This window comes from Pusillimonas sp., assembly GCF_044464525.1.
Taxonomy (GTDB): Bacteria; Pseudomonadota; Gammaproteobacteria; order Burkholderiales; family Burkholderiaceae_B; genus Pusillimonas.
Genome location: NZ_JBIQLE010000012.1, coordinates 84,721 through 108,245, shown reverse-complemented (window position 1 = coordinate 108,245; position 23,525 = coordinate 84,721). Strand labels below are relative to the sequence as shown.

General features: G+C 55.1%; 23 protein-coding genes and 1 pseudogene. 19 read left to right on the top strand and 5 right to left on the bottom strand.

Translation table 11 applies throughout. The features are described from left to right. Nucleotides 1-36: 36 nt before the first annotated feature. Nucleotides 37-938: pseudogene (locus ACIY1O_RS08975) on the top strand (IS3 family transposase); the annotation flags it as partial. Between the two features lie 203 nt (nucleotides 939-1,141). Here the strand turns inward: ACIY1O_RS08975 and ACIY1O_RS08970 are convergent. The 3 genes from ACIY1O_RS08970 to ACIY1O_RS08960 form a co-directional block, all read right to left on the bottom strand. After that, the gene (locus tag ACIY1O_RS08970) at nucleotides 1,142-1,783 is read right to left on the bottom strand and encodes a DJ-1/PfpI family protein (protein WP_397474752.1); all 642 of its coding nucleotides are present in this window, start codon (nucleotides 1,781-1,783) and stop codon (nucleotides 1,142-1,144) included. A gap of 137 nt (nucleotides 1,784-1,920) precedes the next feature. After that, nucleotides 1,921-2,613, bottom strand: a complete 693-nt coding sequence (locus tag ACIY1O_RS08965) for a helix-turn-helix domain-containing protein (protein ID WP_397474751.1) — start codon at nucleotides 2,611-2,613, stop codon at nucleotides 1,921-1,923. Nucleotides 2,614-2,746: 133 nt separating this feature from the next. Further along, nucleotides 2,747-3,151: a cupin domain-containing protein gene (locus tag ACIY1O_RS08960; protein WP_397474750.1), complete on the bottom strand. Its 405-nt coding sequence runs from the start codon at nucleotides 3,149-3,151 to the stop codon at nucleotides 2,747-2,749. A 271-nt stretch (nucleotides 3,152-3,422) separates the two neighbouring features. On the opposite strand from ACIY1O_RS08960, the gene ACIY1O_RS08955 reads away from it, so the two are divergent. The 14 genes from ACIY1O_RS08955 to ACIY1O_RS08890 all read left to right on the top strand — a co-directional run bounded on the left by ACIY1O_RS08955 (nucleotide 3,423) and on the right by ACIY1O_RS08890 (nucleotide 16,728). Continuing rightward, nucleotides 3,423-4,487 (top strand): TRAP transporter substrate-binding protein, encoded by a 1,065-nt coding sequence (locus tag ACIY1O_RS08955; RefSeq protein WP_397474749.1) that lies wholly within the window; start codon nucleotides 3,423-3,425, stop codon nucleotides 4,485-4,487. A 95-nt stretch (nucleotides 4,488-4,582) separates the two neighbouring features. Further along, nucleotides 4,583-5,140 (top strand): TRAP transporter small permease subunit, encoded by a 558-nt coding sequence (locus tag ACIY1O_RS08950; protein ID WP_397474748.1) that lies wholly within the window; start codon nucleotides 4,583-4,585, stop codon nucleotides 5,138-5,140. Between the two features lie 25 nt (nucleotides 5,141-5,165). Then, entirely contained in the window at nucleotides 5,166-6,530 is a 1,365-nt protein-coding gene (locus tag ACIY1O_RS08945) for a TRAP transporter large permease (protein ID WP_397474747.1), read from the top strand. Between the two features lie 253 nt (nucleotides 6,531-6,783). Further along, entirely contained in the window at nucleotides 6,784-7,845 is a 1,062-nt protein-coding gene (locus ACIY1O_RS08940) for a TRAP transporter substrate-binding protein (RefSeq protein WP_397474746.1), read from the top strand. Next, nucleotides 7,838-8,356: a TRAP transporter small permease gene (locus ACIY1O_RS08935; protein ID WP_397474745.1), complete on the top strand. Its 519-nt coding sequence runs from the start codon at nucleotides 7,838-7,840 to the stop codon at nucleotides 8,354-8,356. Before ACIY1O_RS08940 ends, ACIY1O_RS08935 begins: the two co-directional genes overlap by 8 nt. Continuing rightward, nucleotides 8,356-9,654 carry a TRAP transporter large permease gene (locus ACIY1O_RS08930; RefSeq protein ID WP_397474744.1) on the top strand — a complete coding sequence of 433 codons (1,299 nt, stop codon included), beginning with the start codon at nucleotides 8,356-8,358 and terminating at the stop codon, nucleotides 9,652-9,654. The genes ACIY1O_RS08935 and ACIY1O_RS08930 overlap by 1 nt, the downstream gene beginning before the upstream one ends. 41 nt (nucleotides 9,655-9,695) lie before the next feature. Next, nucleotides 9,696-10,850 (top strand): FAD-dependent oxidoreductase, encoded by a 1,155-nt coding sequence (locus ACIY1O_RS08925; RefSeq protein ID WP_397474743.1) that lies wholly within the window; start codon nucleotides 9,696-9,698, stop codon nucleotides 10,848-10,850. After that, entirely contained in the window at nucleotides 10,847-11,725 is an 879-nt protein-coding gene (locus ACIY1O_RS08920) for an alpha/beta hydrolase (protein WP_397474742.1), read from the top strand. Before ACIY1O_RS08925 ends, ACIY1O_RS08920 begins: the two co-directional genes overlap by 4 nt. A 20-nt stretch (nucleotides 11,726-11,745) precedes the next feature. Further along, on the top strand, nucleotides 11,746-12,741 hold the full coding sequence (locus ACIY1O_RS08915) for a DODA-type extradiol aromatic ring-opening family dioxygenase (RefSeq protein ID WP_397474741.1): 996 nt from the start codon (nucleotides 11,746-11,748) through the stop codon (nucleotides 12,739-12,741). Between the two features lie 68 nt (nucleotides 12,742-12,809). Further along, the gene (locus tag ACIY1O_RS08910) at nucleotides 12,810-13,304 is read left to right on the top strand and encodes a MarR family winged helix-turn-helix transcriptional regulator (RefSeq protein ID WP_397474740.1); all 495 of its coding nucleotides are present in this window, start codon (nucleotides 12,810-12,812) and stop codon (nucleotides 13,302-13,304) included. Between the two features lie 79 nt (nucleotides 13,305-13,383). Further along, nucleotides 13,384-14,307 (top strand): alpha/beta fold hydrolase, encoded by a 924-nt coding sequence (locus ACIY1O_RS08905; RefSeq protein ID WP_397474739.1) that lies wholly within the window; start codon nucleotides 13,384-13,386, stop codon nucleotides 14,305-14,307. A 221-nt stretch (nucleotides 14,308-14,528) separates the two neighbouring features. Next, nucleotides 14,529-14,762: an AbrB/MazE/SpoVT family DNA-binding domain-containing protein gene (locus ACIY1O_RS08900; protein WP_397474738.1), complete on the top strand. Its 234-nt coding sequence runs from the start codon at nucleotides 14,529-14,531 to the stop codon at nucleotides 14,760-14,762. Beyond that, nucleotides 14,749-15,165: a PIN domain-containing protein gene (locus tag ACIY1O_RS08895; RefSeq protein WP_397474737.1), complete on the top strand. Its 417-nt coding sequence runs from the start codon at nucleotides 14,749-14,751 to the stop codon at nucleotides 15,163-15,165. Before ACIY1O_RS08900 ends, ACIY1O_RS08895 begins: the two co-directional genes overlap by 14 nt. A gap of 684 nt (nucleotides 15,166-15,849) precedes the next feature. Beyond that, the gene (locus ACIY1O_RS08890; protein WP_397474736.1) at nucleotides 15,850-16,728 is read left to right on the top strand and encodes a hypothetical protein; all 879 of its coding nucleotides are present in this window, start codon (nucleotides 15,850-15,852) and stop codon (nucleotides 16,726-16,728) included. A 16-nt stretch (nucleotides 16,729-16,744) separates the two neighbouring features. On the opposite strand, the gene acnA is transcribed toward ACIY1O_RS08890, so the two are convergent. Together acnA and ACIY1O_RS08880 are read right to left on the bottom strand one after the other, a co-directional pair. Next, complete coding sequence (acnA, locus tag ACIY1O_RS08885) at nucleotides 16,745-19,558, bottom strand: aconitate hydratase (RefSeq protein WP_397474735.1); 2,814 nt, start codon at nucleotides 19,556-19,558, stop codon at nucleotides 16,745-16,747. A gap of 360 nt (nucleotides 19,559-19,918) precedes the next feature. Beyond that, nucleotides 19,919-20,044, bottom strand: coding sequence for a hypothetical protein (locus ACIY1O_RS08880; protein WP_397474734.1), 126 nt, complete (start codon nucleotides 20,042-20,044; stop codon nucleotides 19,919-19,921). Between ACIY1O_RS08880 and ACIY1O_RS08875 the strand changes: the two genes are divergently transcribed. From ACIY1O_RS08875 to ACIY1O_RS08860, 4 genes are read left to right on the top strand one after another with little or no spacing between them, the layout of a single operon-like run. After that, the gene (locus tag ACIY1O_RS08875; RefSeq protein ID WP_397474733.1) at nucleotides 20,043-21,260 is read left to right on the top strand and encodes a cytochrome P450; all 1,218 of its coding nucleotides are present in this window, start codon (nucleotides 20,043-20,045) and stop codon (nucleotides 21,258-21,260) included. The two genes, ACIY1O_RS08880 and ACIY1O_RS08875, sit on opposite strands and share 2 nt — an antisense overlap. 16 nt (nucleotides 21,261-21,276) lie before the next feature. Further along, nucleotides 21,277-21,597, top strand: coding sequence for a 2Fe-2S iron-sulfur cluster-binding protein (locus ACIY1O_RS08870; RefSeq protein WP_397474732.1), 321 nt, complete (start codon nucleotides 21,277-21,279; stop codon nucleotides 21,595-21,597). 32 nt (nucleotides 21,598-21,629) lie between these two features. Beyond that, entirely contained in the window at nucleotides 21,630-22,244 is a 615-nt protein-coding gene (locus tag ACIY1O_RS08865) for a MarR family winged helix-turn-helix transcriptional regulator (protein WP_397474731.1), read from the top strand. Nucleotides 22,245-22,265: 21 nt separating this feature from the next. Next, nucleotides 22,266-23,477, top strand: a complete 1,212-nt coding sequence (locus ACIY1O_RS08860; RefSeq protein ID WP_397474730.1) for an NAD(P)/FAD-dependent oxidoreductase — start codon at nucleotides 22,266-22,268, stop codon at nucleotides 23,475-23,477. Nucleotides 23,478-23,525: the final 48 nt, after the last annotated feature.

Genomic DNA, 23,525 nt, shown 5'->3' with positions numbered 1-23,525 from the left:
AACCCAGGCCAGAATCTCTAGTTCTCACTGGTAGGAAATTCCCGGACAGGTCAGATGTATGCCGAGGAACGGCTGAAGGCCGAGATCCTCAAGGAAGCCATTGAAAGAAAGTGGTGAAGCCATCTCATCGTCGTGAGATGGCGCAACGGGCGGTCAAGCAGTATGCAGCCAGTATTCGCCTGGCCTGCGAGGCGTTCGGGATCAGCGAGAAGTGTTATCGCTATCAGGCCAAGTTAAGCAGCGACAATCAACAGATTGCTGACTGGCTGCTTCGGCTTACCCACAACCAACGCAACTGGGGATTCGGCTTGTGCTATTTGTACTTGCGCAACGTTAAAGGCTTTAAATGGAACCACAAGCGCATATACCGCATTTACCGCGAGCTGGAGCTGAACATGCGTATCAAGCCGCGCAAACGCATGGTACGCGAGCAACCTGAGCCATTAATAGTGCCCTACGCACCCAATGAGATCTGGTCGATGGACTTTATGCACGACCAACTGGCCGACGGTCGCGGCATCCGGCTGTTCAATGTCATTGATGACTACAACCGCGAAGGCCTATGCATCGACGTGGACTTCTCGCTGCCTGCACTGCGGGTGATTCGTTCGCTTGAGCAAGTCATTGAATGGCGCGGCAAGCCCAAAATAATTCGCTGTGACAACGGTCCAGAATACGTCAGTTCGGCACTGATGAGCTGGGCTGAAAAGCGCCAGATCAAATTGCAGTTTATCCAACCGGGCAAACCTCAGCAGAACGCCTATATCGAACGGTATAACCGCACGGTGCGCTACGACTGGCTGGCACATCACCTATTTGATTCAGTCTCTGATGTCCAGGACTTCGCAACGCGCTGGCTATGGACATACAATCACGAACGGCCAAACATGGCCTTAGGCGGCATTACACCAATTCAGAAAATGGCCTTGGCCGCTTAGCCTCTACTTTTAACGACCGTTAAAAAAGGGAGGATTACCCCTGGATCGCATTCGCTTCAGTAGCGGTTCTCGTCGTGGTTTGGTACGCGCTAACAACCCAGTAAGCTGGAATATGCGTCTTTGGAAAACTCTCTCCTACTAAACGGTGTACAGCAGCCTCCGCGATCGGTGCCGAGTAATTCACTATTCAGCCGGCCATTAAATCACGCGCTAATACGCCCCTGTTTGTAAATTGGCAGCCGCTTCCGATTCGCCTCGTGAGCCGCGCCATATTCCATGATTCGTGCGGTTTCTTGGGCGACGTCTTCCCCTAAAAAGCGCTCAAGCAAGTACAGCGTTAGATCGATGCACAGGCTGACTCCGCCCCCCGTGATGATTTTCCCTTCGTCGACCACGAGCGCCTCGATTGTTTCGACGGTGGGATGCTCTTCAGCCAGCGTTGTCAGGGGGCAAGTTTCTGGCGCAATGACAGGCACTTTGGTGGTGGCTCGCTTGTGATCCAACAGGCCGGCGGCGGCAAGAATCAGGGCGCCTGTGCAGACGCTTGCAATGCAGGTATCGGCTTGGGAACTGCGATCCTTGAGGAATGACAATATTTGCGGATTCTTTGCCTGAGCCTTCCAGCCTGGCCCGCCGGTAACCACAACGATGTCCGACCCGGGCGCTGTGCTGAAGTCATAATCGGTTTTTACATGCAAGCCATTTTGAAGTTCTACGGTCGCGCTGCTTTGCGAAACCGTGAAATAGGTAAGTTGCGGATAGACTCGCTTGGCCATCGATAGAGTCCCCAGGATTGCAATTTCGATGGGTTCGACAAAGTCGTAAAGTACGACGGCGATCTTCATGGAAGCTCCTGCTGTGTCAACCGCAGTTTCCATACTATGTCTTTATTTCATGGTAGGAAACCATAAGGCCGAAAAGTTGCAAAATAAGTAGGTCGAATGGCTCGGGCGGTAAACGCCCGGGGCTTAGAGCGACTCGGCTATTCCTCCGGCTCGGCCTGATGATCGTGCTCCATGACTACAACCAGTGCCTGCGCATCGCCGCTTCGGCTGCGCCCCCGGTGAGGCAAGCTGGATTCAAAATACATGCTGTCGCCCGGTTCCAGGTTCCAGCGGCGCAGATGGCCGTCTATCTGGATTTCAAACTCGACTTCCCCGGCCAGTATGTATATGAACTCTTCACCCGGATGTTCGAAGTAAGTGTCAATATCCACTTCGGACGGGAAAGTGAAAATGAAGGGTTCCATGAACTTGTGGGCTTTCTTGTGCGCCAGGCTGACATAGTCATAGCCAAACCCCGTTCCGCCGCGCACCACGGGCTTGCGTTCCCAGCGGTGAACCACCGAGATTCGCGGATCAAGAACAGGTTGAAGCGAATCTTCGTTTTGAATCGGGTCAACAAAAAAGTAACTCAGTTCCTGGTTCATGGCTCGGGCAATGCGGGCCAGAGATGCAATGGGCGGCGCGCTTTTGCCGTTTTCGATCTTGGATAGATAGCCCTTGGTAAACCCAGAGCGTTCGGCCAGAACATCAAGGGTGAGCCCGCTGTTGATACGCAATGCCTTCAGGCGGGCGCACACAGCGATTTCCTCGCTGCTGATTGGCGACTCTTGGGGTGAAGGTGCCGGCTGTTTGGTACGTAAGGGGGCGACTGTATTTCTTTTTGCTTTCATAGCTTGTGTCCGCTACGACGTTGCGCCTTGTTTATAGGTGCAACGACGGTGCCAGTTTCCTGATGGCTTATTCTACCGGCGAACTCGGCGGCCCTTGCAAAGCAAAAGCCAAACACGGCTAACGGCCAGCGTATCAGTCGTTTTTTTGGAAGCCCGCGGTATGGAAAAAGACGTTTGGCTTGCGATAAATCGCCAGTAACACGCAGCCTTCGTCAGAACGGGTTTCATGCAGGGAGCCCGGCTTGCGCCATACATATTGGCCTGCGCGGCATATGCCGTCGTGATCATAGAACGAACCTTCAAGCACGAAGCTTTGTTCCAGTTCGGGGTGACGGTGGAAAGGCAATACTGCGCCTGGCTCCCATTTGAGCAGCACGGTCATCTCGCCTTCAGCATCATTGCGGTACAGCACTTTCATCCAGATTTTCTCGAACTGGGATTTCTCCCATTCAAGCTGCTCGGGGTCCACATAGGTGGAGCCGCCAATGGTTGGCTGCAATTTGCCTTTAAGACGCTCGTCTAAGTGTGTTGATTCCATCTGGGCCTCCTGTGTGCCGGGAAATGGGCGCGAACAAACTTTCAGCTTATCGTACGTCCATGTTTCTTAAAAAGCAACTTTTTAATGTGTCATAGGCTAAATCTCCGCTATTAATGGTTTCATTAGGAAATTTTTGTTGTGTTGTAGGAAACTATCAGTTAATTTGGCGGTGTGGCACATCTACACACAATAAATTCAAAATGGTCGGGGCAGGGTTCAGGCTGAATCCCCATCCGGCAGAAATGCAGGTCCATCCTTTAGGAGGTGTACCGTGAAAGAGTCTGTCCGTTGGTGTGTGAAAGCAGCCGCGTTGGCTGTGCTGATCGGGTCAACTTTGGGTGGAGGCGCCGCAGTCGCCGAAGATGCCCGGGTGCGTTGGAAAGTTCAAAGCTGGTTTCCTACCAAGTTACCTCATGTGGGCACACAAATTACCGATATTTCAAATAAGGTGAAGGCGGTATCGGGGGGAAGCATTCAGTTTCAGGTGTTTGAGCCGGGTGCGCTCATTCCTCCTGCCGAATGCTTCGATGCGGTCTCGAACGGCGCGGTGAACGCTTGCTGGGGCATTTCGGGTTATTACTACGGCAAGAACCCGGCGCTGGCCATTTTCTCTGCCGTTCCTTTTGGCCCCGAGTGGCCTGAAATGCTGGCCTATTTCTACTATGGCGGCGGCAAAGAGCAATACGACGAGATATATGCCAAGAACAATATCAAAGGCATTGTGTGTGGCGGCACCGTATCCGAAGCTTCGGGATGGTTCCGGAAGGAAATCAATTCGGTGGACGACCTCAAAGGCATGAAGATGCGCATTTTTGGTCTGGGCGCAAAGGTGGTGGAAAAGCTTGGGGTTTCGGCCCAGTTGATTCCTGCCGGCGACATCTACCCTGCGCTGGAGCTGGGCACCATTGACGCCGCCGAATTCGCAATGCCTGCCGTTGACTTGCAGTTGGGATTCCATCAGGTGGCCAAGCATTACTACTTTCCAGGCTGGCACCAACCGGCCACGCTCTATGAGCTTATTATCAACATGGACAAATGGAACGCACTGTCTGACACACAGAAGGTTCAGGTCGAAATGATGTGTGGCGACAATGTGCGCCAAGCCATTGCCGAAGGCGAATTCAGGCAGCCCGCGGCTCTTAAGGCCATTCAAGACAAGGGTGTTACGGCCCATGAATGGTCACCCGAGATCATTGCAGCGTTTCGCGATGCGTGGGAACAAGTGATCGTCGAGGAATCGCAAGAGTTCCCCGAGTTCAAGAAAGCCTACGACAACTACGCCAAGTTTCGTGAAGAATACAAACCCTGGCGCCAACTTAGTACTGTCAAAGAATAAATCGCACACGGCAGCGGGGTATTGTCGGGGTGCCTGACAAGCCCCCGTTGCATCTGAAAGTGCGGGTTAAACGTAGACCAACAGTGGAGCAGCCGATGCAGGGCATTCTAAGACTGTCGACCGCGCTCGGGCGGTTCGTTGAAAAAGTGGGCATCATTGCTGCGTGGTCAGGGCTGGTGCTGGTTCTGGTCATTATGGTCGACGTCATCGGGCGTCATTTTTTTTCGTCCGGATCGTCCAAGCTGCAAGAGCTTGAATGGCATCTGCACACGATTCTGTTCATGTTTTGCGTTGGGCTGGGGTATATGCACGACACCCACGTGCGTATCGACATCGTGCGCGAAAAATTTGGGCGAAAAGTGCACTGCTGGATCGAGATTCTGGGATGCATCCTATGTTTACTGCCGTTCTGTTTCGTTGTTATTTACTACGGTATCGAGCTAACCCAGCGTTCCTGGCAAGTTAGTGAGATTTCATCCTCGGCAACCGGATTGCCGTACCGCTGGCTGATTAAAGCGGCGATTCCGTTGGGCACGCTGGTTCTGGCGATCAGCGGTGTCAGTGTCCTGCTAAGAAGCATCGTGAGGTTGTTCAGGCCCGATCTTGTGCCGTCACTCACGTTTGATGTCGGCTCCGACGGCACACCCACATAACAACAATTCACAATTGGGCGGAAAAATGGATATTCTGGGAAACCTACCCATCTACATGTTCGTGATGCTGGCCGTTCTGATGTTCACCGGATACCCGGTGGCATTCGTACTTGGCGGTACCGCGCTCACCTTCGGAATGATCGGCTACTACGTCGATTTTTTCGCGTTCGTTGAGTTCTACAACATTACTGCTCGTATCTGGGGCAGCGTGGCCGAAAAACCGATTCTGGTTGCCATTCCCATGTTCATCTTGATGGGGACCATGCTGGAGCGCAGCGGCATCGCCGTTGACCTCTTGCATTGCCTGCAGGTGCTGTTGCGCAGAGTGCCGGGCGGTCTGGCCATTTCTGTCACCATGATGGGCACAATCTTGGCCGCGACAACGGGAATTGTGGGCGCCTCGGTAATCATGATGACGTTGCTGGCGCTGCCTGTGATGTTAAAACGAGGCTATCAGGTGCAGTTGGCGACCGGCACCATTGCAGCTTCAGGCACATTGGGTATTTTGATACCTCCGAGCATCATGCTTGTGATATTGGCCGACTTGCTGGCGGTGTCCGTAGGCGCATTGTTCATGGGGGCGCTCTTTCCAGGCCTGCTTCTGGCCGCTCTGTACATGGTGTACATCTTCATTCTGTGCCTGTTCAAGCCGCGGCTTGCGCCGATCATGGCCAAAGACGAAGCGCCGGCAAGCGCCGGCGCCTTGACGTCTTTGATTTTCCGCAGCTTTCTGCCACCGGTGTTTTTGATTGTCTTGGTGCTGGGTTCCATCTTTGTCGGTGTGGCCACCCCAACCGAGGCCGGCGGGGTCGGAGCATTCGGCGCGTTTGTGCTTGCTGCCTTCAAAGGCAACCTGACTTTACCGGTGATGAAAGATGTATTGGTCCGCTCCGCCAAGACCAACGCCATGCTGTTCATGATCTTCCTGGGTGCTACGGCTTTCTCTTATGTGTTCAGGTCGCTGGGCGGTGACGACATCATTGCCGAGTTCTTCGACAAGCTCGGTATCGGCCCGGTTGGCATTCTCGTGCTCATGATGTTTGTGGTTTTCATAATGGGTTTCTTCTTCGACTGGATTGAAATCATTCTGATCATCCTGCCGGTGTTTATTCCCATTCTGGAGTCACTTGATTTCGGTGGCCATGTAAGCCAGGGAGAGTTTCTGGTGTGGTTTGCGATTCTGCTGGCTGTGAACCTGCAAACATCGTATTTAACCCCGCCGTTCGGTTATGCCTTGTTCTACATGAAGGGCGCCAAGATTCCTGGCGTCACCATGCAGCACATCTATGCTGGAATTGTGCCCTTTGTGATACTGCAATTGATCGGTTTGACGATAGTGGCTTTGTTTCCCGATATCGTGCTGTGGTTGCCGAGGATGTTGGGTTTGTAGGTGATCAGGGCACGGCGGCGCCGTTAGTGCGCCCCTCTCTCTGCTAGACGGTCGAATGGAAAGGCTTTCAGAACCCTCCCTCTAGCCTTATTAGCTGTAATTACAATAATAAAAAAACACGGCTGTTCGCTATTGAAATCCGGGAATACCCTTTGTTGACAATGATTTTCTGCTGTCAGATACTTTGTTAATACAACTGTATTTACAACTATAAGGCGTTTATTTGGTTGTTTCATTCCCAAGGAGGAAGACAATGCAGCAGTGGCGCAAATACGTTTCAAGACTCGTCGCGGCCGGGCTTTTTGCCGGGGCGGTGGGCTGGAGTGCAGCAGCGGTCAGTGAAACTGTTCTCACATTCAATCGGTGGACACCAGCTACACATCATTTTCATTCCCGCATCTATCAGCCATGGGCCGAACGGGTGGAGCATGCAACCGAGGGGCGCGTAAAGATCAGGTTCACCCCTGCTTCGCTGGGCGCTCCGCCCAGGCAGTTTGATCTGGCACGTACAGGCGTTGCCGATCTTACGTCGAACAATCAGGCTTATACGGTAGAAATTTTTCCCTTGGCTATGTTCGCCGAACTGCCGTTCGTGGCAAATAGCGCGGAATCGTTGTCAGTTGCCAATTGGCGCGCGACGCAGGCACTGATGGCCGAGCATGATGAATATAAAGATGTCAAATTGCTCGGTGTGTTTTCCAACGGCCCAGCCATGGTTTTTACTAGAAAGAAACCCATCCGGACGATAGACGACATTCAGGGCTTAAGAACCCGAACCTCGGACGGCATACCCAGCAAGATTGCGGCGCGGTTGGGTGCCATACCAATTACCGCTCCGGTTACCGAGGCGTATCAGATGCTATCCAAGGGGATTATCGACTCGGTGATTCTGCCGCCGGACAGCATCTACAGCTTCAAGATGGACCAGTATCTTGATTACATGACAAGAATACCCAAGGGCCTTTATTCCTCTACATTTTTTCTTGTGATGAACAAAGCCAAGTGGGATGCTCTTTCGCAAGAGGATCAGGAAGGGATCATGAGCGTATCCGGGGAAAACCTGGCCATAGAAGCCGGCAAGGTCTGGGACGACCAGGATCGTATCGCTATCGAAGCATTTGAAGAAAGAGGCATGCAGATCGCTGACCCGGATCCAGCGTTGATCACGGCAATCGAGGCAAAGCTGGCTCCCATTACAGAGGAATGGTTGCAAGTGGCGCAAAGCAAGGGCGTGGACGGTCAAGCCTTGCTGGACGAAGTGCAGCGCCATATCAAGGAGTATGAAAGCGAGAAGAAAGGAGCAAGCGATGAGTGACGGTTTGGCCAACGTTAATGTTGCCAAGCCCGAAGCGCCGTCGAAGCTTATGACCGTTCTAGGCGTCCTCGGCGGAATAGCTTTAGCCATATTGACGCTGATAACCGTAGTGGATGTGCTGGCAAGAACTGCCTCCGATGTTTCGGTAATCGGAGCGTACGAGCTCACCGAGTTGGCGATAGGCGTGGTTGTGGCGTTGGGATTGCCCTTGGTCGCGCTAAATTCAAGCCACCTCACCGTAGACCTGCTGCAGGGCTACTTCAAGGGACGAGTCCTGGCTATTCAAAGAGTGCTGGCTTCCTTGTTGACGGCCGGCGCCGAGTTGTTCCTGGCCTGGTGTCTATACGGCCAAGCGCTCAGGTCTCTGGAAACCGGAGGGCGCACGGCAATGCTTGAAATACCCCTTGCTCCGGTTCTGTTTACGCTGGCTCTGCTTCTCGGCCTCGCTGGGCTGATCACGCTTGGCTTGTTCTTGCGCCGGGTGATTGTGAAAGAAGAGGCCCATAGCTGATGGACTATACCTTTGCGTTAATCGGTTTTGCGGCGCTTGTGGTGTTGATGGCCATTGGGATACCCGTCGGCATCTCGCTAGGAGTTGTGGGGTTCGTGGGCTTCGGCATGCTTGTAGGTTGGGATCCCTCTGTAGCGATGGTGGGTCAGATCGTGGCAGACAACATACTGAACTACAACTTCTCTTTGCTCCCGCTGTTTATTTTGATGGGCAACCTTATTGCCCAATCCCGCATGTCTTCAGAGCTTTTCTCGGCGGCGCATGCCTTTGTCGGGCATTGGCGAGGCGGGCTCGCTCACGCGACGATTGTTTCGTGCGGAGCCTTCAGCGCGGTCTGCGGGTCCAGCATGGCAACCGCCGCCACGATGAGCAAGGTCGCCATTCCAGAAATGCGCAGGTATGGATATTCGGATCGCTTGGCACTGGCCTCCGTCGCGGCTGGCGGAACTCTGGGAATGCTGATTCCACCGAGCGTGGTGCTGATCATTTATGGCTTTCTTACCAACACTGACATCGCACAACTTTTTATCGCCGGCATTGCGCCTGGGGTGCTTGGAGTTGCTTTGTACAGTCTTGCCGTAACGGCAACTACAACGTTCGATCCGTCGGCCGGCCCGCGTTCTCGACTAGGCACGCTACGAGAGCGTCTGGCGGCGCTAAAGAAAGTTTGGCCGGTGGTTTTTTTGTTCTTTCTCATTCTAGGTGGAATATATGGCGGAATATTCACTCCGAATGAAGCGGCCGGAGTGGGCGCTGCCAGCGCCATGATTTTTGCTCTTGCGCGTAGAACGCTAACTTGGTCAAGCCTATTGGTGATTACCGTTGAGACGATGCGTACAACAGCAATGATGTTCTTTTTGCTGTTCGGGGCGCTTTTATTCTCCAATTTTCTTAGCGTCTCGGGTGGAGCGGGGGCGTTAGAGCAATGGATAGTCGGCTTAGACCTGTCGCCTGTCGCTCTTATCGTGGTGATAGTCGGCGTATATCTCGTGCTTGGGATGTTGCTTGAAAGTCTTTCGATGATCTTGCTGACGGTTCCTCTTTTACTGCCCGTCGTCACCGCCGTGGGAATTGACCCGGTATGGTTCGGAATAATCGTGGTGGTCGCCACTGAGATCGGCCTTATCACTCCGCCGGTGGGGCTCAATGTTTTCGTGCTGCGAGCGATTTTCCCCGATGTGTCCATCAATGAGGCGTTCAAGGGTATTTTGCCGTTCTTTCTTGCGGATATGGTGCGATTGGCCTTGATTATTGCGATTCCCGCCATCGCGCTCTATCTCCCGTCGCTCATGAGATAGCCCGGCGTCTTACACGAAAGAAGTCAATTTTTGGAGTCAATATGAAGCACCAACTTTCCGCTGAAATCGCCGGCGCCGGCCTGGGCGCTCTAACCGCGGCCACGAAGCTGGCGCAGCACGGCTGGAAGGTCCGCATGCACGAACGAAACTCGACGATACGAGAGGCCGGGGCGGGCATTTATATATGGGGAAACGGCCTTCGCGTTTTGGAGGCGATAGGTGCAAGAAGAGAGGCCTTGCAAAATACCAGTCGCTGTGTCGCATCCGAGTTTCGTGACAAGAACAACAATGTGATTCCTCGTATCAACAATCAAGACGCGGATCCCGTTCTGGTCTATGCGCTGCCCAGGCAACAGCTTCTCAAGGCGCTATTGAATGCCGCGCTACGAGAGGGCGTGGAGATCGTCACGAGTTCCGAGGTGATCGGTGCGGAGGCTGAAGGGGTCCTGCTGATGAAAAGCGGCGAGCGACTGGCGGCAGACTTCGTGCTGGGCGCCGATGGTGTCGGATCGCGCGTGCGGGATTCCTTGAACCTGGCACGAGAGGTCGAGCTGCTCAATGAGGGCGCGTTTCGCACAATGATAGAACGGGTGCCAGACGATGGCGACGATCGCTTTATGGAAAACTGGAACGGCGTGCATCGTATTCTGGTTACCCCTTGCTCGCCTACTCAAATTTATTTGGCGTTGACCTGTCCATACGACGATCGGGCCGCGGGCCCCCAGTTCGATAAGCAAATATGGACTGAAAAATTTCCCCATCTTTCGCATTGGATAGGCCGTATCGGAACCGACATTCGCTGGGATAGATACTCGCTTATAAAGCTTCATGGCTGGTCCAAGGGGCACGTAGCCATAACTGGAGACGCCGCGCACGCGATGCCTCCGAACCTGGGGCAGGGCGGGGGCATGGCCATGCAAAATGCACTTTCGCTAGCCTTTGAGCTTGGGCAGGTGGATTCGCGCCACGAGATACCGGCCGCGCTGCAGCGTTGGGAGCAGCGGGAAAGAGAACTTACCGAGCATACCCAGCTTTGGAGCATGTTCTACGACGTGTTAGGCGTATGCCCGGATGAAATGCGGCCATTCCTCATGAATCACATGGCCAACGATCCGTGGATGTCACGGCAACGCTTGAGGACAGCGCGGCATATTCCGACCGGAAGCAAAACCTTGCCGGCGTTGGTGGAGCCATGAGCTATAAGCCACTTCCGACACGCCCCGCGATGTTGCATCCCCGTGCGCAAGAATACGCGGACAGTATTCTTGAATGGTCGACCGAGGCGCTTGCGTCCACGCGGCATGTGCTCGACATGCCCTATGGCGAGGATGACTGGCACACATTGGACCTTTATCTTCCTGACGGCGATGCGTTACGCAAACGCCCCGTTTTCATGTTTTTGCATGGGGGCGCCTGGACTAGCGGGCACAAAGAGTGGATGGGTTTTCTAGCGCCTCACTTCACACGTATCGGCGCAATATTCATCTCTGTTTCTTATCGCCTTGCCCCTGAGGCAAAGTTTCCGAATCAGTTGCTGGATACGTTTGACGCGATCGCTTGGGTCTGGAATCACATACACGAATACGGTGGCGATCCAGCTGCGCTTTCCATAGGCGGCCACTCGGCCGGTGGTCATCTCGCAACGTTGGCGGCTCTGAGCCCTGAAGAGCTGGAACGAAGGGGGCTACCTATGGACGCGATCAAAGCTTGCTTGCCTTTGTCTACACCTTTCGATCTGCGCTCGCCGGAGGGGCAGCGGGACCCTGGGCAGGAAAGGGTGTATCGCGATCTTTTGGACAAGGCAGATGATGATTCTGCTGCCAGTCCGATCCTCCACGTCCGTCCGACCGCAGTTCGGTTTCTGGTTGCCTACGGAGACCGAGACTTCCCGCGCATCATAGAGCAAAGTCAGGCCATGGCCATGAAACTTCTGGAAGTGTCATGCGCTGATGTCCATCTGCTTCGGCTTGCGGACAGCGATCATTTTGATACCAATATGAACGGACTGAGCGCGGAAGACCCATGGATAAGGGCGGCTACCGCGTTAGTCGGCAGCACCAAAATTACGTAGCAAAGAACGAGGGAAAACGCGTGAAACAGAATGAAAGGCAAGCCGGCGACTTGAAGCAGATTGTGGCCGCAATCTCCATGACACATACTCCAGGCCTGGGAGACAGGCTCGACGCGCCTCCGCCTGAGCAAATGGGTCGCCTCTATCGCGCCTTCGAGACAGTCCGCGCAGACTTTGAAGGCTCGAACCCCGACCTGATCCTGGCTTTCGTCAACGACCATTTCGATCAATACTGGTTGAACAATATGCCGACGTTCTCCGTTGGTGTGTCGGCCGTACACTACGGTCCGTCAACTGACGCCGAAGCTTGGCTGCAAATGTCACGTCGAGAGCACCCCGGACACGAAGACTATGCAAGGGACATTCTGCTCCAATCCATCAAAGACGGTTTTGATATGGCGCGCTCCGGAGCAGCCGAGTTTAATCATAATGTTCTTATTCCGAAAAAGTTCATTTGGCCTAATCGGGATATTCCTGTTGTCCCCATGTTCATCAATTGCTTTGCGCCGCCCCTTCCTTCATGGGAACGATGCTTCGAACTGGGCAGAAGCATTCGAAGAGTCATCGACCAAAGGCCAGAATCGGTCGCGCTGGTCGCTTCGGGCGGCATCTCGCATTGGCCGCCTTTCGTAAACGAAGAGACGGTTCCCGAAGGCGACCTCTTGCTTCAGCGCCAACTTAAAATCCAACGTGAAGGGCCTGCTGCGCGCGCTTTGGATCAGAACATTCGGGCGGATTTTCATGCGCGTGAAGCTGAAATGGCATCGGGGGACAGGTCGTTGATCAATGTCGAATGGGACCAGCGCATGATGAATGCGTTCGCCGCCCCTGATTTCGAGTATCTTCTGTCGCAAAGCTACGATGACGTCGAGCGCGACGGAGGAAACGGTGGCCACGAAATGGCCTTGTGGATGGCAGTGCTCGGTGCACTGGATGGCGCGGCGGGTAAACCGATAATCTATGAAGCCGTACGAGAATGGATGGGAGGCGTCGGATTGGTCCAGTACAAGCCGTGACGCGTTTATTTCCGGGTTGTATATCGGTTGCTTGAACCAAAGCATGGAATAAAGAACGAAGGTTGAACATGACACGAAGTCAAAGCATTACCAACATAGTGAAAGGCCAGGACCGAAGCAAAAGCTTGCCGGATAGCCTAAGGCTTCAGTTGAATTGCGCGCACTATATTTCGCGTGTGTTGAACCGGTTGAACCTTACTCTCGCGGAAAAACTGAGAGATTTCGATATTACGGTTCAGCACCATAGGGTTCTGCAAATACTATTCTCAGGAGACGGAATCACCATTGGCCAGCTAGCGCAGCGAATGGTGGTCACTTTGCCTGTACTGAGCAGAATACTCAATCAGATGCAGGATAGAGAGCTTATAGAGCGCCGAGCCAATCCCGCCGACGCACGCTACACGCATATCTATATGACTTCGAGAGGGGTCAAGATGTACAAGACAGCAGCGCCCTTGGCACATCCCATCATCGATCACGCGATTAGCGATCTGTCCGACGAAGATGTGGCCCAGTTCCTGGCTTTCCTACAATGCATCGACCGGCGGATCAACGAAGCGTGACGTATTGCTCGGCAGCCAGAAGCGGTGGCCGGGGGGGTAACGAGCAGTCGCCCGCAGCGCCAAGTGTTAGCATCATCGCATGAACGCAATATCTTCCTATACCCCAAGCAGAACCAGCACGACCGAGCAAATCCAGATCAGAAACGATGTGTCGTATCGTCTTCGTCGCTGGCCGGCGCAAGAAGGTGCGAAGCTGGGCGCGCCTCCGCTTCTTCTTGCTCATGGCTGGATGGATGTGGGGGCTTCTTTTCAGCGGTTTGTGGATACGTTAAGTACAGCGCGCGAGGTTATCGCCATTGACTGGCGAGGGTTTGGCGGAAGCAGGGCTTCGCGGCCCAGCGACAGCTATTGGTTTTACGATTATTACGCCGACCTTGACGCAGTCATTGACCATATCTCGCCGAATGCTCCGATTGACCTTCTGGGTCACAGCATGGGCGGCAATATCGCGATGATTTATGCGGGAACTTGCCCCGAGCGTATCAGGCGTCTGGTCAATGTCGAGGGGTTCGGCCTTGCGCGAACATCACCGTCCGAGGCGCCGGCCAGATTGGCTCAATGGCTATCAGAATTGAAGACGCCGGTTTCCATCCGCACATTTGCAAGTTTGCAAGACGTCGCCGACCACTTGATGAAACGCAGCCCCCATATGGAAGAAGGGTTCGCTATCTGGCTTGCCGGGGAGTGGGCCGAACGCAGATCGGACGGACGCTGGCATGTGATGGCCGATGCGGTGCATAAGCGCGTGAACCCGATACTGTACCGTTGTGACGAGGTCCTTGCAGCTTGGAACAGTATTGAAGCCCGGGTCCTATGGGTGGAAGGGGATAAAGTGGAACAAACCCCGCTATCCAGCGAGCGATTTTCGCGCGATGAATTCGAAGAGCGCCTGGGCAGGGTAAAGGCGCTGGAGCGGCTGCGTATTGATGATTGCGGGCATATGGTCCATTTGGATAGGCCGGGTCTTCTTGCTCAGGCTGTGGAAAGCTTCCTGGGCGACTGAGAGGCCTCGATTTGCTGTTTTTCAGCGGTAGTACGGCGAATGCGGAAGCGGCTTGCTTGATGGCTCGTTTCTTGGCGGCCATGCGTGACGGGCGGGCGGGTCGGCCCGCCGTTAATGTGCAGGTCGCCGATGCTCCTTTGTCCGCGCCCGCGCCTGATGGACGCGCATCAGTATCATTGGATATACAATATGGAGTGTATATCAATTGATGGAGGGCAAGTATGCAAGTCGCCAAATGGGGAAACAGCCTGGCCGTACGCTTGCCGGCCGCCGTCGTAGAGGCACTTGAGCTACGTGAAGGCGACGATATTGAGATTATCGTAGACGACGCACGCCGCTTCGCCATTCGCAAGAAACCAGGCGCTGATGCTTTATTGAAGCGCCTGCGCACCTTCCGGGGCAAGCTCCCAGCCGATTTCCGCTTCAGCCGAGATGAAGCCAATGCGCGCAATTAAATGCGAGCATTTCCTCGACAGCAATGTTGTGCTGTATCTGCTTTCGGCAGACGCGGGCAAGGCGGACAAAGTCGAGGAGCTGCTCAAAGCCGGCCCGGTCATAAGTGGCCAGGTGCTCAATGAAGTAACGCATGTATGCCGACGCAAGCTTCAGATGGAATGGGATGAAATAGCGCAATTTCTTGAGCTTGTGCGAGGGTTTTGCAAGGTTGTTCCATTAACGGAAGCTGTGCATGACCAGGCTCGCTTGATCGCTGAAGGCAATAAGCTGTCGTTCTACGATGCCTGCATCGTCGCGGCAGCCGTTACCGCGGGGTGTCAAACTCTCTATAGTGAAGATATGAACCATGGGCAGATATTGGAAGGTGGCTTGACGCTTAAAAACCCGTTTTCTCCAGACTGATTTTCAACTATTTTCTTCCTTCTCAATGCGCACCAGAGAGGCCTCCCGGACAAAGATACTCTGTGCTGGCTTTGCTCATGGTCCAGTATCTGAAACCACTCATACCCAAACCCGCGTTCGCGCAAGGCTTCGACCAAAAGGTCTTGGCCGAAGTGGGGGTATTTACGCGAACCGGGAAACTACGGACGTCTGCAATTGCCTCTACACCGTAGATTTGTAGCAGGTTTATAAATTCTTCCAAGCTGCGCGTCGAGTGACCAATGGTCCAGATAGTTAGCGCCATTCTGTCAACTCTAGCAAATGACGGGCCTGTTGTACTGACGATGAACGCGTCTTCGCCTGCTCGCCGGCGGGAAGCGCTGAGCAGCAGGTAGCAGGCAGACTCGCCAGTCGCTGACAATTGATAGCCCGCATGGGGTCCCCATGCGTTGGTGGGTCTCAATCTTCAGGTGTTCGGCCCTAAGGCACGCTGCTTGCTGGAAGCTAGCGCGCCGCCCGGCGACCCTCTAAGTCACTTGGCGCCACTAAGGCATTTAATTGATCTTCGCAGCTTGCGGAGAACCATCAGGAGCGACTATGCGATCCATCCTTTTATGGCTATTGGGTATTCCCATTCCAATCATTATTTTGCTGGCGATATTTCTGTAAGCACAAGCAGTGTGACCATCATAAAAAGGACATGTCATGCAAACAACTGAGAATTTTTCAGCACCGGGCCAATCGGCTCGCGTATTCGATGAATCCACGCGGTCGGCTGTATCGTGGGGGGCGGTTATCGCGGGTGCCGTGATAGCTGCGGCATTGATGGCGACCCTTGTCACAGGGGGAACGGGCCTAGGGCTTTTGGCGGTATCTCCATGGCAGAACGATGGGGCGTCAGTAACGACGGTTGCCGTGGGTACCATACTTTGGATGTTCCTGACGCATATCATTGCTTATGGCATTGCGGGTTACGTAACCGGGCGGTTGCGTACAAAATGGACAGATCCGCGAAGTGACGAAATTTATTTTCGCGATACTGCGCATGGGTTTCTGGTTTGGGCGCTTAGCGTTGCTGTGGGCCTTGTTGTGTATGGCTTCATGGTGGGTTCGGTAATATCGGGTACCGCCAAGGTAGGCACCCAAGCCGTTTCAGCGGCCGCGGGGCAGCTTGCCAGCGTTGATGACCCTGCCGCCTCGATGGACTACTTTGCCGATGCACTGCTGCGCTCCGGCGGTATGGATGCCGGAGTTCGCGAAGGGGACGACCGCCGTGAGGTTGCTTTAATCCTGAGCACAAGCGTGGTGAAAGGCGAAATTTCCGAGGCGGATCAAACCTACTTGGTTCGGCTAATCTCACAGCGAGCGGATATTGATGAAAGTGAAGCGCGCGCGCGCTTGAACGAAATTGGCGGTCAGGCGCAACAAACGTTCGAGGAAGCTGAGACGAAGGCGCGAGAAGCCGCTGACGCAGCGAGAAAATATGCCGCAGCTTTTTCCCTGTGGGCTTTCGCCGCCTTGCTGCTGGGTGCTTTTGTCGCGAGTTTCTCTGCCACCATCGGTGGACGGGCCCGCGATCTGTAGCTAACAGCACCCGCCCTTAGTTCAGCAAGCTGCGCAATACATATTGCATGATGCCGCCGTGGCGATAGTAGGCAGCTTCGCTGGGCGTATCAATTCGCACCAGTGCATCGAACTGAACATCGCCGGCTTTTACCCTTACTGTTTCCACCTTGCTTGCACCGTTAAGCTGCGTGATGCCGACCACTTCGAAAACCTCTTCCCCTGTTAACCCCAGTGTCTGGGCGTTTTGCCCGTCCAGGTACTGCAACGGCAAAACTCCCATGCCCAGCAAATTCGAGCGGTGGATACGTTCGTACGATTCTGCAATGACCGCGCGCGCACCAAGCAAGGCTGTACCCTTTGCAGCCCAGTCGCGCGACGAGCCGGAGCCGTATTCGGCTCCGGCCAGAATGACCAGCGGCGTGCCTTGCTCGATATAAGCGCGTGAGGCCTCGAAGATGCTGGTGACGGGCGAATCGGCTTTTGTGAAATCTCGCGTATATCCGCCTTCGGTGCCTGGCGCCAACTGGTTGCGCAGCCTCACGTTGGCGAACGTGCCGCGTATCATCACCTCATGATTGCCGCGGCGAGATCCATACGAGTTGAAATCTGCGGGGGCCACGCCATGCTCGGTAAGGTAGGCGGCCGCAGGGGAGCTCCTGGCAATGGACCCTGCGGGGCTGATATGGTCGGTGGTTACCGAATCGCCCAGTTTGGCCAGAACCCGTGCGCCGCTGATGTCTGAGACGGGCTCCGGTTCTCTTGGCATGTTTTCGAAGTATGGAGGCTTGCGAACATAGGTTGAATCGGGGCTCCAGTCAAAAATGGCGCCCTCGGGTGTGGGCAGTTGCCGCCAGCGCTCGTCGCCGGCAAACACGTCAGCGTAGCCGCTTCTGTACATGTCGGAGACGATGGACGATTCCACTACCTGTGCAACTTCGCCGGCGGTGGGCCAGATGTCTTTCAGATACACCTGCTGTCCGTCTTTTCCGGTACCAAGTGCGTCATTGAACAAGTCGATGTCCATCGTGCCGGCCAAGGCGTATGCCACCACCAGCGGAGGCGACATCAGATAGTTCATTTTCACTTCGGCGTGGATTCGGCCTTCAAAGTTGCGATTGCCCGATAGCACTGATACGACGGCCAAGTCGTGCTCGTTCACCGCTTGGCTGACCTCTGGTATTAACGGGCCGGAGTTTCCAATGCAGGTGGTACAGCCATAACCCACAAGGTTGAAACCCAACGCTTCGAGATATGGCGTAAGACCGGCGCGATCATAATAATCAGTGACGACCCGAGACCCCGGCGCCAGGCTGGTCTTGACCCACGGCTTGCGGGAAAGCCCTTTTTCCACCGCATTTTTGGCCAGCAGCGCAGCCGCCATCATGACCGTCGGGTTGGATGTGTTCGTGCAGGAAGTGATTGCCGCGATAACGACGGAGCCATGATCGATCTGGCACTCGGCGCCGTCACTTAACGCGATCGAAACTGGGTCTCTCTGGCGCAGGCCGCTGAGAGGGGCTTCGTCGACATGATCGGTAGGCGCGTCAGAGACCTTTTCGGGTTGTTCAGGCGAAGTCGGGTCTGACGCGGGGAATGTCCCGGCCACTGCCTCATCGTAGCCCTTCAGTTTTTGCGGCGTGTCGTCTAGGTAGGTTGCCAGTGTCCCGCGGAACGCCTGCTTGGCCTCGGCAAGCGAAATCCGGTCTTGCGGACGCTTGGGCCCCGCAATAGAGGGCACAACAGTGGACAGGTCAAGTTCGAGCCGCTCGGAATAACGCGGTTCGGCAAGCGGGTCGTGCCACAAGCCTTGCTCTTTAGCATATGCCTTGACCAGCGCGATTTGCTCGGCAGAGCGGCCGGTGAACTCCATGTATTGCAGCGTAATTTCGTCTATCGGAAATATCGCGATGGTGGAGCCGTACTCTGGGCTCATATTGCCTATCGTGGCGCGATTGGCCAATGGCACTGCCGTTACACCGGGGCCGTAGAATTCGACGAACTTGCCCACCACCCCGTGCTGGCGCAACCTTTCGGTGATTGTGAGGACGAGGTCGGTGGCGGTGGAGCCTTCCGGCAAGGAGCCGGTAAGTTTAAAGCCCACGACCTGCGGAATGAGCATGGAAATCGGCAGGCCAAGCATGGCGGCCTCGGCTTCGATGCCCCCCACGCCCCAAGCCACGACACCCAAGCCATTGACCATTGGGGTGTGCGAGTCGGTACCCACGCAGGTGTCGGGGTATGCCGCGGTGACGCCGTCGGTTTCCTGCGTGAAGATGACACGCGATAAATGTTCCAGATTCACCTGGTGCACAATGCCCGTGCCAGGTGGCACGACCTTGAAGTCGTTAAAGGCGGTTTGGCCCCAACGCAAGAATTGATAGCGCTCGAGATTGCGTTCGTACTCGATCTGCACGTTCTTCTCGAACGCGTTGCTACTGCCAAAGACGTCGACGATGACCGAGTGGTCGATGACCAGTTCGACCGGCGCAAGCGGATTAATGCGATTCGCATCGCCGCCCAAGTCTTGCATCGCTTCGCGCATTGCGGCCAGGTCGACCACCGCGGGCACCCCGGTGAAATCTTGCAGCACCACACGAGCCGGCGTGAATGCGATCTCTTGATCGGGCTGACCTTGGGCGTCCCAGCCGGCCAAGGCTCGGATATCGTCTGCGGTAATGTCGACGCCATCCTCGGTACGCAGCAGATTCTCAAGCAGGATCTTCAGACTATAGGGCAGACTCGCAACATCGAACCCGGCGTCGGCGACGGCGTTGAGTTTATATATTTCGTAGGCTTTACCCGCGACGTCTAACAGACCCTTGGCTTTGAAAGAATTAGTGCTGCCCATGGTGCGCTCCTCTTATGTAACGGTAACTCCAGAGTATCTATATCACCATATCACGAAGGGGCGGCTGCCTCTTTGAATATCTGACCTGCAATGTCAACCTCGCGGCCTTTGCTTACGCCACCCGCGGCACGGTTGCTCTGGTTGAAAGCTTGATCTCTCGATAGCCTTCGCGCTCGATGTCGACGACTTCAACGCTTAGGTGAGTCACTAGGGATTTCCCTAGAAGGCATATGGTTGGCTTGTCAACTTGTTGACTTACCAACTAGTTGGGCCTAGTATTTCGTCTGGCGACCCACCGGCTAAAACTGTTGCTGCAAGCCTAATCGGGCTGGGGCGCAGGCGATCGTGCTGGACCGTGGATCAGTCATGCACGCCGGCGCCAGTGCCGATTTGCTCCACGACACCGCCATTCTCGATCGATATATATCCGTGACACAGGTTCCGGTACATGATCATTAACACCCTGGCCTGGTAGGAGACAGCCATGAACAATCCTGAAAAATACGAAGCCCCTAACGCCTCGGTGCCCAGCCTGGACATCGACCCGTTTTCGGATGACTTTTTGACCAACCCTTATCCGTACCACGAGAAGATGCGCGGTGCGGGCGAGCTGATCTGGCTCGAAAGCTATGGCATCTGGGCATCGGCTCGCCACGAGACGGTGCGCGCAGGACTGAATGATTGGCAGAATTTCATTTCGTCTGCCGGCGTGGGCCTGGCCAATTTCCGAACTGAGCAGCCATTTCGCCCACCAAGCTTGATTCTCGAGGCCGATCCGCCGCAGCATACGCGCTCGCGAACCGTGCTGGCCCGCATACTTTCTCCGCGTGCCATGCAGCAGGTGCGCGAAGACTTTCAAAAGCAGGCCGAATTGCTGATTGATCGCTTGGTTGATCAGGGTGACATCGACGCCGTAAAGGATCTGGGCGAGGTTTATCCGCTTAAGGTCTTCCCGGATGCCGTCGGGCTGACAGAAAGCGGGCGCGAGAACCTGTTGCTGTACGGCAATATGGTCTTCAATGCCTTTGGTCCTAGAAACCATATTTTCGAAGAGGCGGTCGAGCGCTACGAGCCCGTGCGCGAATGGGTCATGCACCAGTGCAAGCGAGAAGAATTGCGTCCGGGTGGGTTCGGTGACCAAATCTATCAAGCTGCCGATGCCGGCGAAATCACTTTTGACGAAGCGCCTATGTTGGTGCGTTCGTTTTTGTCGGCCGGAGTAGACACTACCGTAAACGGCATCGGCAACACCTTGTTCAGTCTGGTGAATCATCCCGACCAGTACGAAAAACTGGTCGAGAACCCCGACTTGGCCCGTCAGGCATTCGAAGAAGGGCTGCGTTTTGAGTCCGCAGTACAAACTTTTTTCCGTACGGTCAATCAGTCGCTGGAGTTTCGCGGACTGCCAATGCAAGAGAATGACAAAGTGCTGTTCTTCCTTGGCGCCGCCAATCGTGACCCCAGGCATTGGAAGAACCCCGACGTCTACGATATTGAGCGCAAGCCTGTCGGCCATATGGCGTTTGGCTCCGGGATTCATGGCTGTGTCGGACAAGCGGTGGCACGGCTCGAAGGCGAGATCATATTCTCAACGCTGGCCAAGCGCGTCAAGCGGCTCGAACTTATTGGCGAGCCGGTACGCAGGCTGAACAACACACTGCGGGCCCTTGACTCGCTGCCTATGCGTCTTATCCCTCATTGATCTATAGGAAGCACACGTGACAAGTATCAAGTACATTGACTCGGCGGGAACGGAAACGGTGTTGGCCGTTCGCGCCGGAACGAACGTTATGCAGGCCGCCGTTGACGGCGGCTTGGAGGGTATCGTCGGAGAATGCGGCGGCTCGGCGATGTGCGCGACCTGCCATGTCTATGTGGACGAGGGCGATTTGAGCAAGTTCGATGCACCCAGCAAGCCAGAGCAGGAAATGCTTGAATGCACAGCAGCCCCCTTGCGCGACACCAGTCGTTTGGGCTGCCAACTTGTGGTCAGCGAAGGCGATATGATTACTGTCCACTTACCGGAAACTCAACAATAGCGGCGACGAATTGCTTCGCCGGACATGATGTAATGAAAAAATCCACTCATTCGGCACCGAAATCATCCAAGTTGATCGAGACCGAAGGCGAGAGCAAGAAATCCAGCGCAACCGCTCGAACAAAGAAGGCCTCGGCCGAACCTGCTTGGCAGGCCGATGGGCTAGACCTCGAAAACTATGCGCCGGCCTATTTTACTTTTGTCGCTACGAAATTGGCATCGGGAGCCGCTGCTGTCTATCGCAAGCATTTCGGGGTCGGTATCGAGATATGGCGGGTGCTGGTCATGCTGGCGCTTGACGAGAAAGTGTCGGTCAATATGGTGTGCAAGCTGATCGGCATGGACAAGGGCTCTGTCAGCCGTTGCTTCAAGAGCATGTACGAGAAAGGCTTTATCACCTTTTCTCATGACCCTCGCGACGGTCGAGTGCGTTACGCCACGTTAACTTCGGCCGGCCGGCGCAAGCACGACGAAATCAAGGCCGTGGCGCTCGCGCGCGAGCAAGCGTTCCTGTCCTGCTTGAAGCCCCAGGAAGCAGCCGTCTTGATCGATATGCTGCATAGACTGCATGCCAATCTGCCACATGTGGAAAAAACCACGCAGCAGTATCTGCGTCAGCACGTCATTAATCCGGCCCACGACAAGTAAAAATATTTCCAAGGAACAGCAATGATGAACATCGTTGTGGTGGGGGGCGGACATGCCGCCGCCCAGTTTTGCGCCAGCCTGGCCGAACAGCAGATCGAAGCCAGGGTAGAGCTGGTCAGCGAAGAGGCTTACCTGCCTTATCACCGGCCGCCGTTGTCCAAAGCTTACTTAAAGGACGCAGAGCCCACTGCAGCCTGGCTTCGCAGTGCAGATTACTATGCTGGAAAAGGTGCGAACTGGCGTCTTTCCAGTCGCGTGCAGCGCATTTCGCGCGACAAGCGCCACGTTGAATTGGCGGGTGGTTTGACGCTGCCTTACGACCACCTTGTGCTGGCCACAGGGGCGAGGGCGCGTGTACTTCCCGGCTTGCCTTCCGGCTTGGATAACGTGCTCACCTTGCGCAATCTGGATGATGCGGCACGCCTGCGTGAGCGTCTTGCCGGCGCGAAGAGCATACTGATTGTCGGGGGCGGCTTTATCGGTTTGGAGGTTGCTGCGACTGCGGCCCAATTGGGTAAGCAGGTTGTCTTGGTCGAGGCCGGCCCGCGTCTGTTGGCCAGGTCCGTGTCGCCGGAATTGTCGGCGTACGTGCTGGCTAGCCACCGTGCGGCGGGCGTGGATGTGCGGCTCGATACCATCGTGGAAGGGTTCGAGATAAGCGGCAATGCGATTCACGCCGCGCAGGTTTCGGACGACCTCCTGCCTGTCGATCTCGTCATTGTCGGGATCGGAGCCAGCCCCAACGACGAACTGGCTCGGGAGGCCGGTCTGGTGTGTGAGAAGGGCGTCGTTGTCGATGCTCATATGGTAACCAGCGATCCGCTGATACTGGCGATCGGTGATTGCACGGCTTTCCCGTTTGCGCCGCTGGGTCGCCACGTTCGTTTGGAGTCGGTTCAGAACGCGAACGACCAGGCCCGCTGTGCGGCGCAGACCCTAGCCGGCATGGCCCAACCTTACACGGCCCTGCCCTGGTTCTGGTCTGAACAAGGCGCTTTGCGTATACAGATCGCCGGTATTCCGGATACGCATCACGATCGGCTCATACGCGGAGACCCAGCCCAAGGCAAGTTCTCGGTGCTGTATTTTGATAATAACGTCCTGGCCTGTGTGGAATCCGTCAATGCACCTGCCGATCACATGGCCGCCCGAAAGCTAATCACAGATGGCGTGCGGATAGTAAGTGACCAGGTGCTGGACGCTTCCATTCCATTGAAGACGTTTGGTCAGTAGTGGTGTCGAGTATCCGAAGCGCCCCGTTGTCAGCCTTGGTGCTGGCAC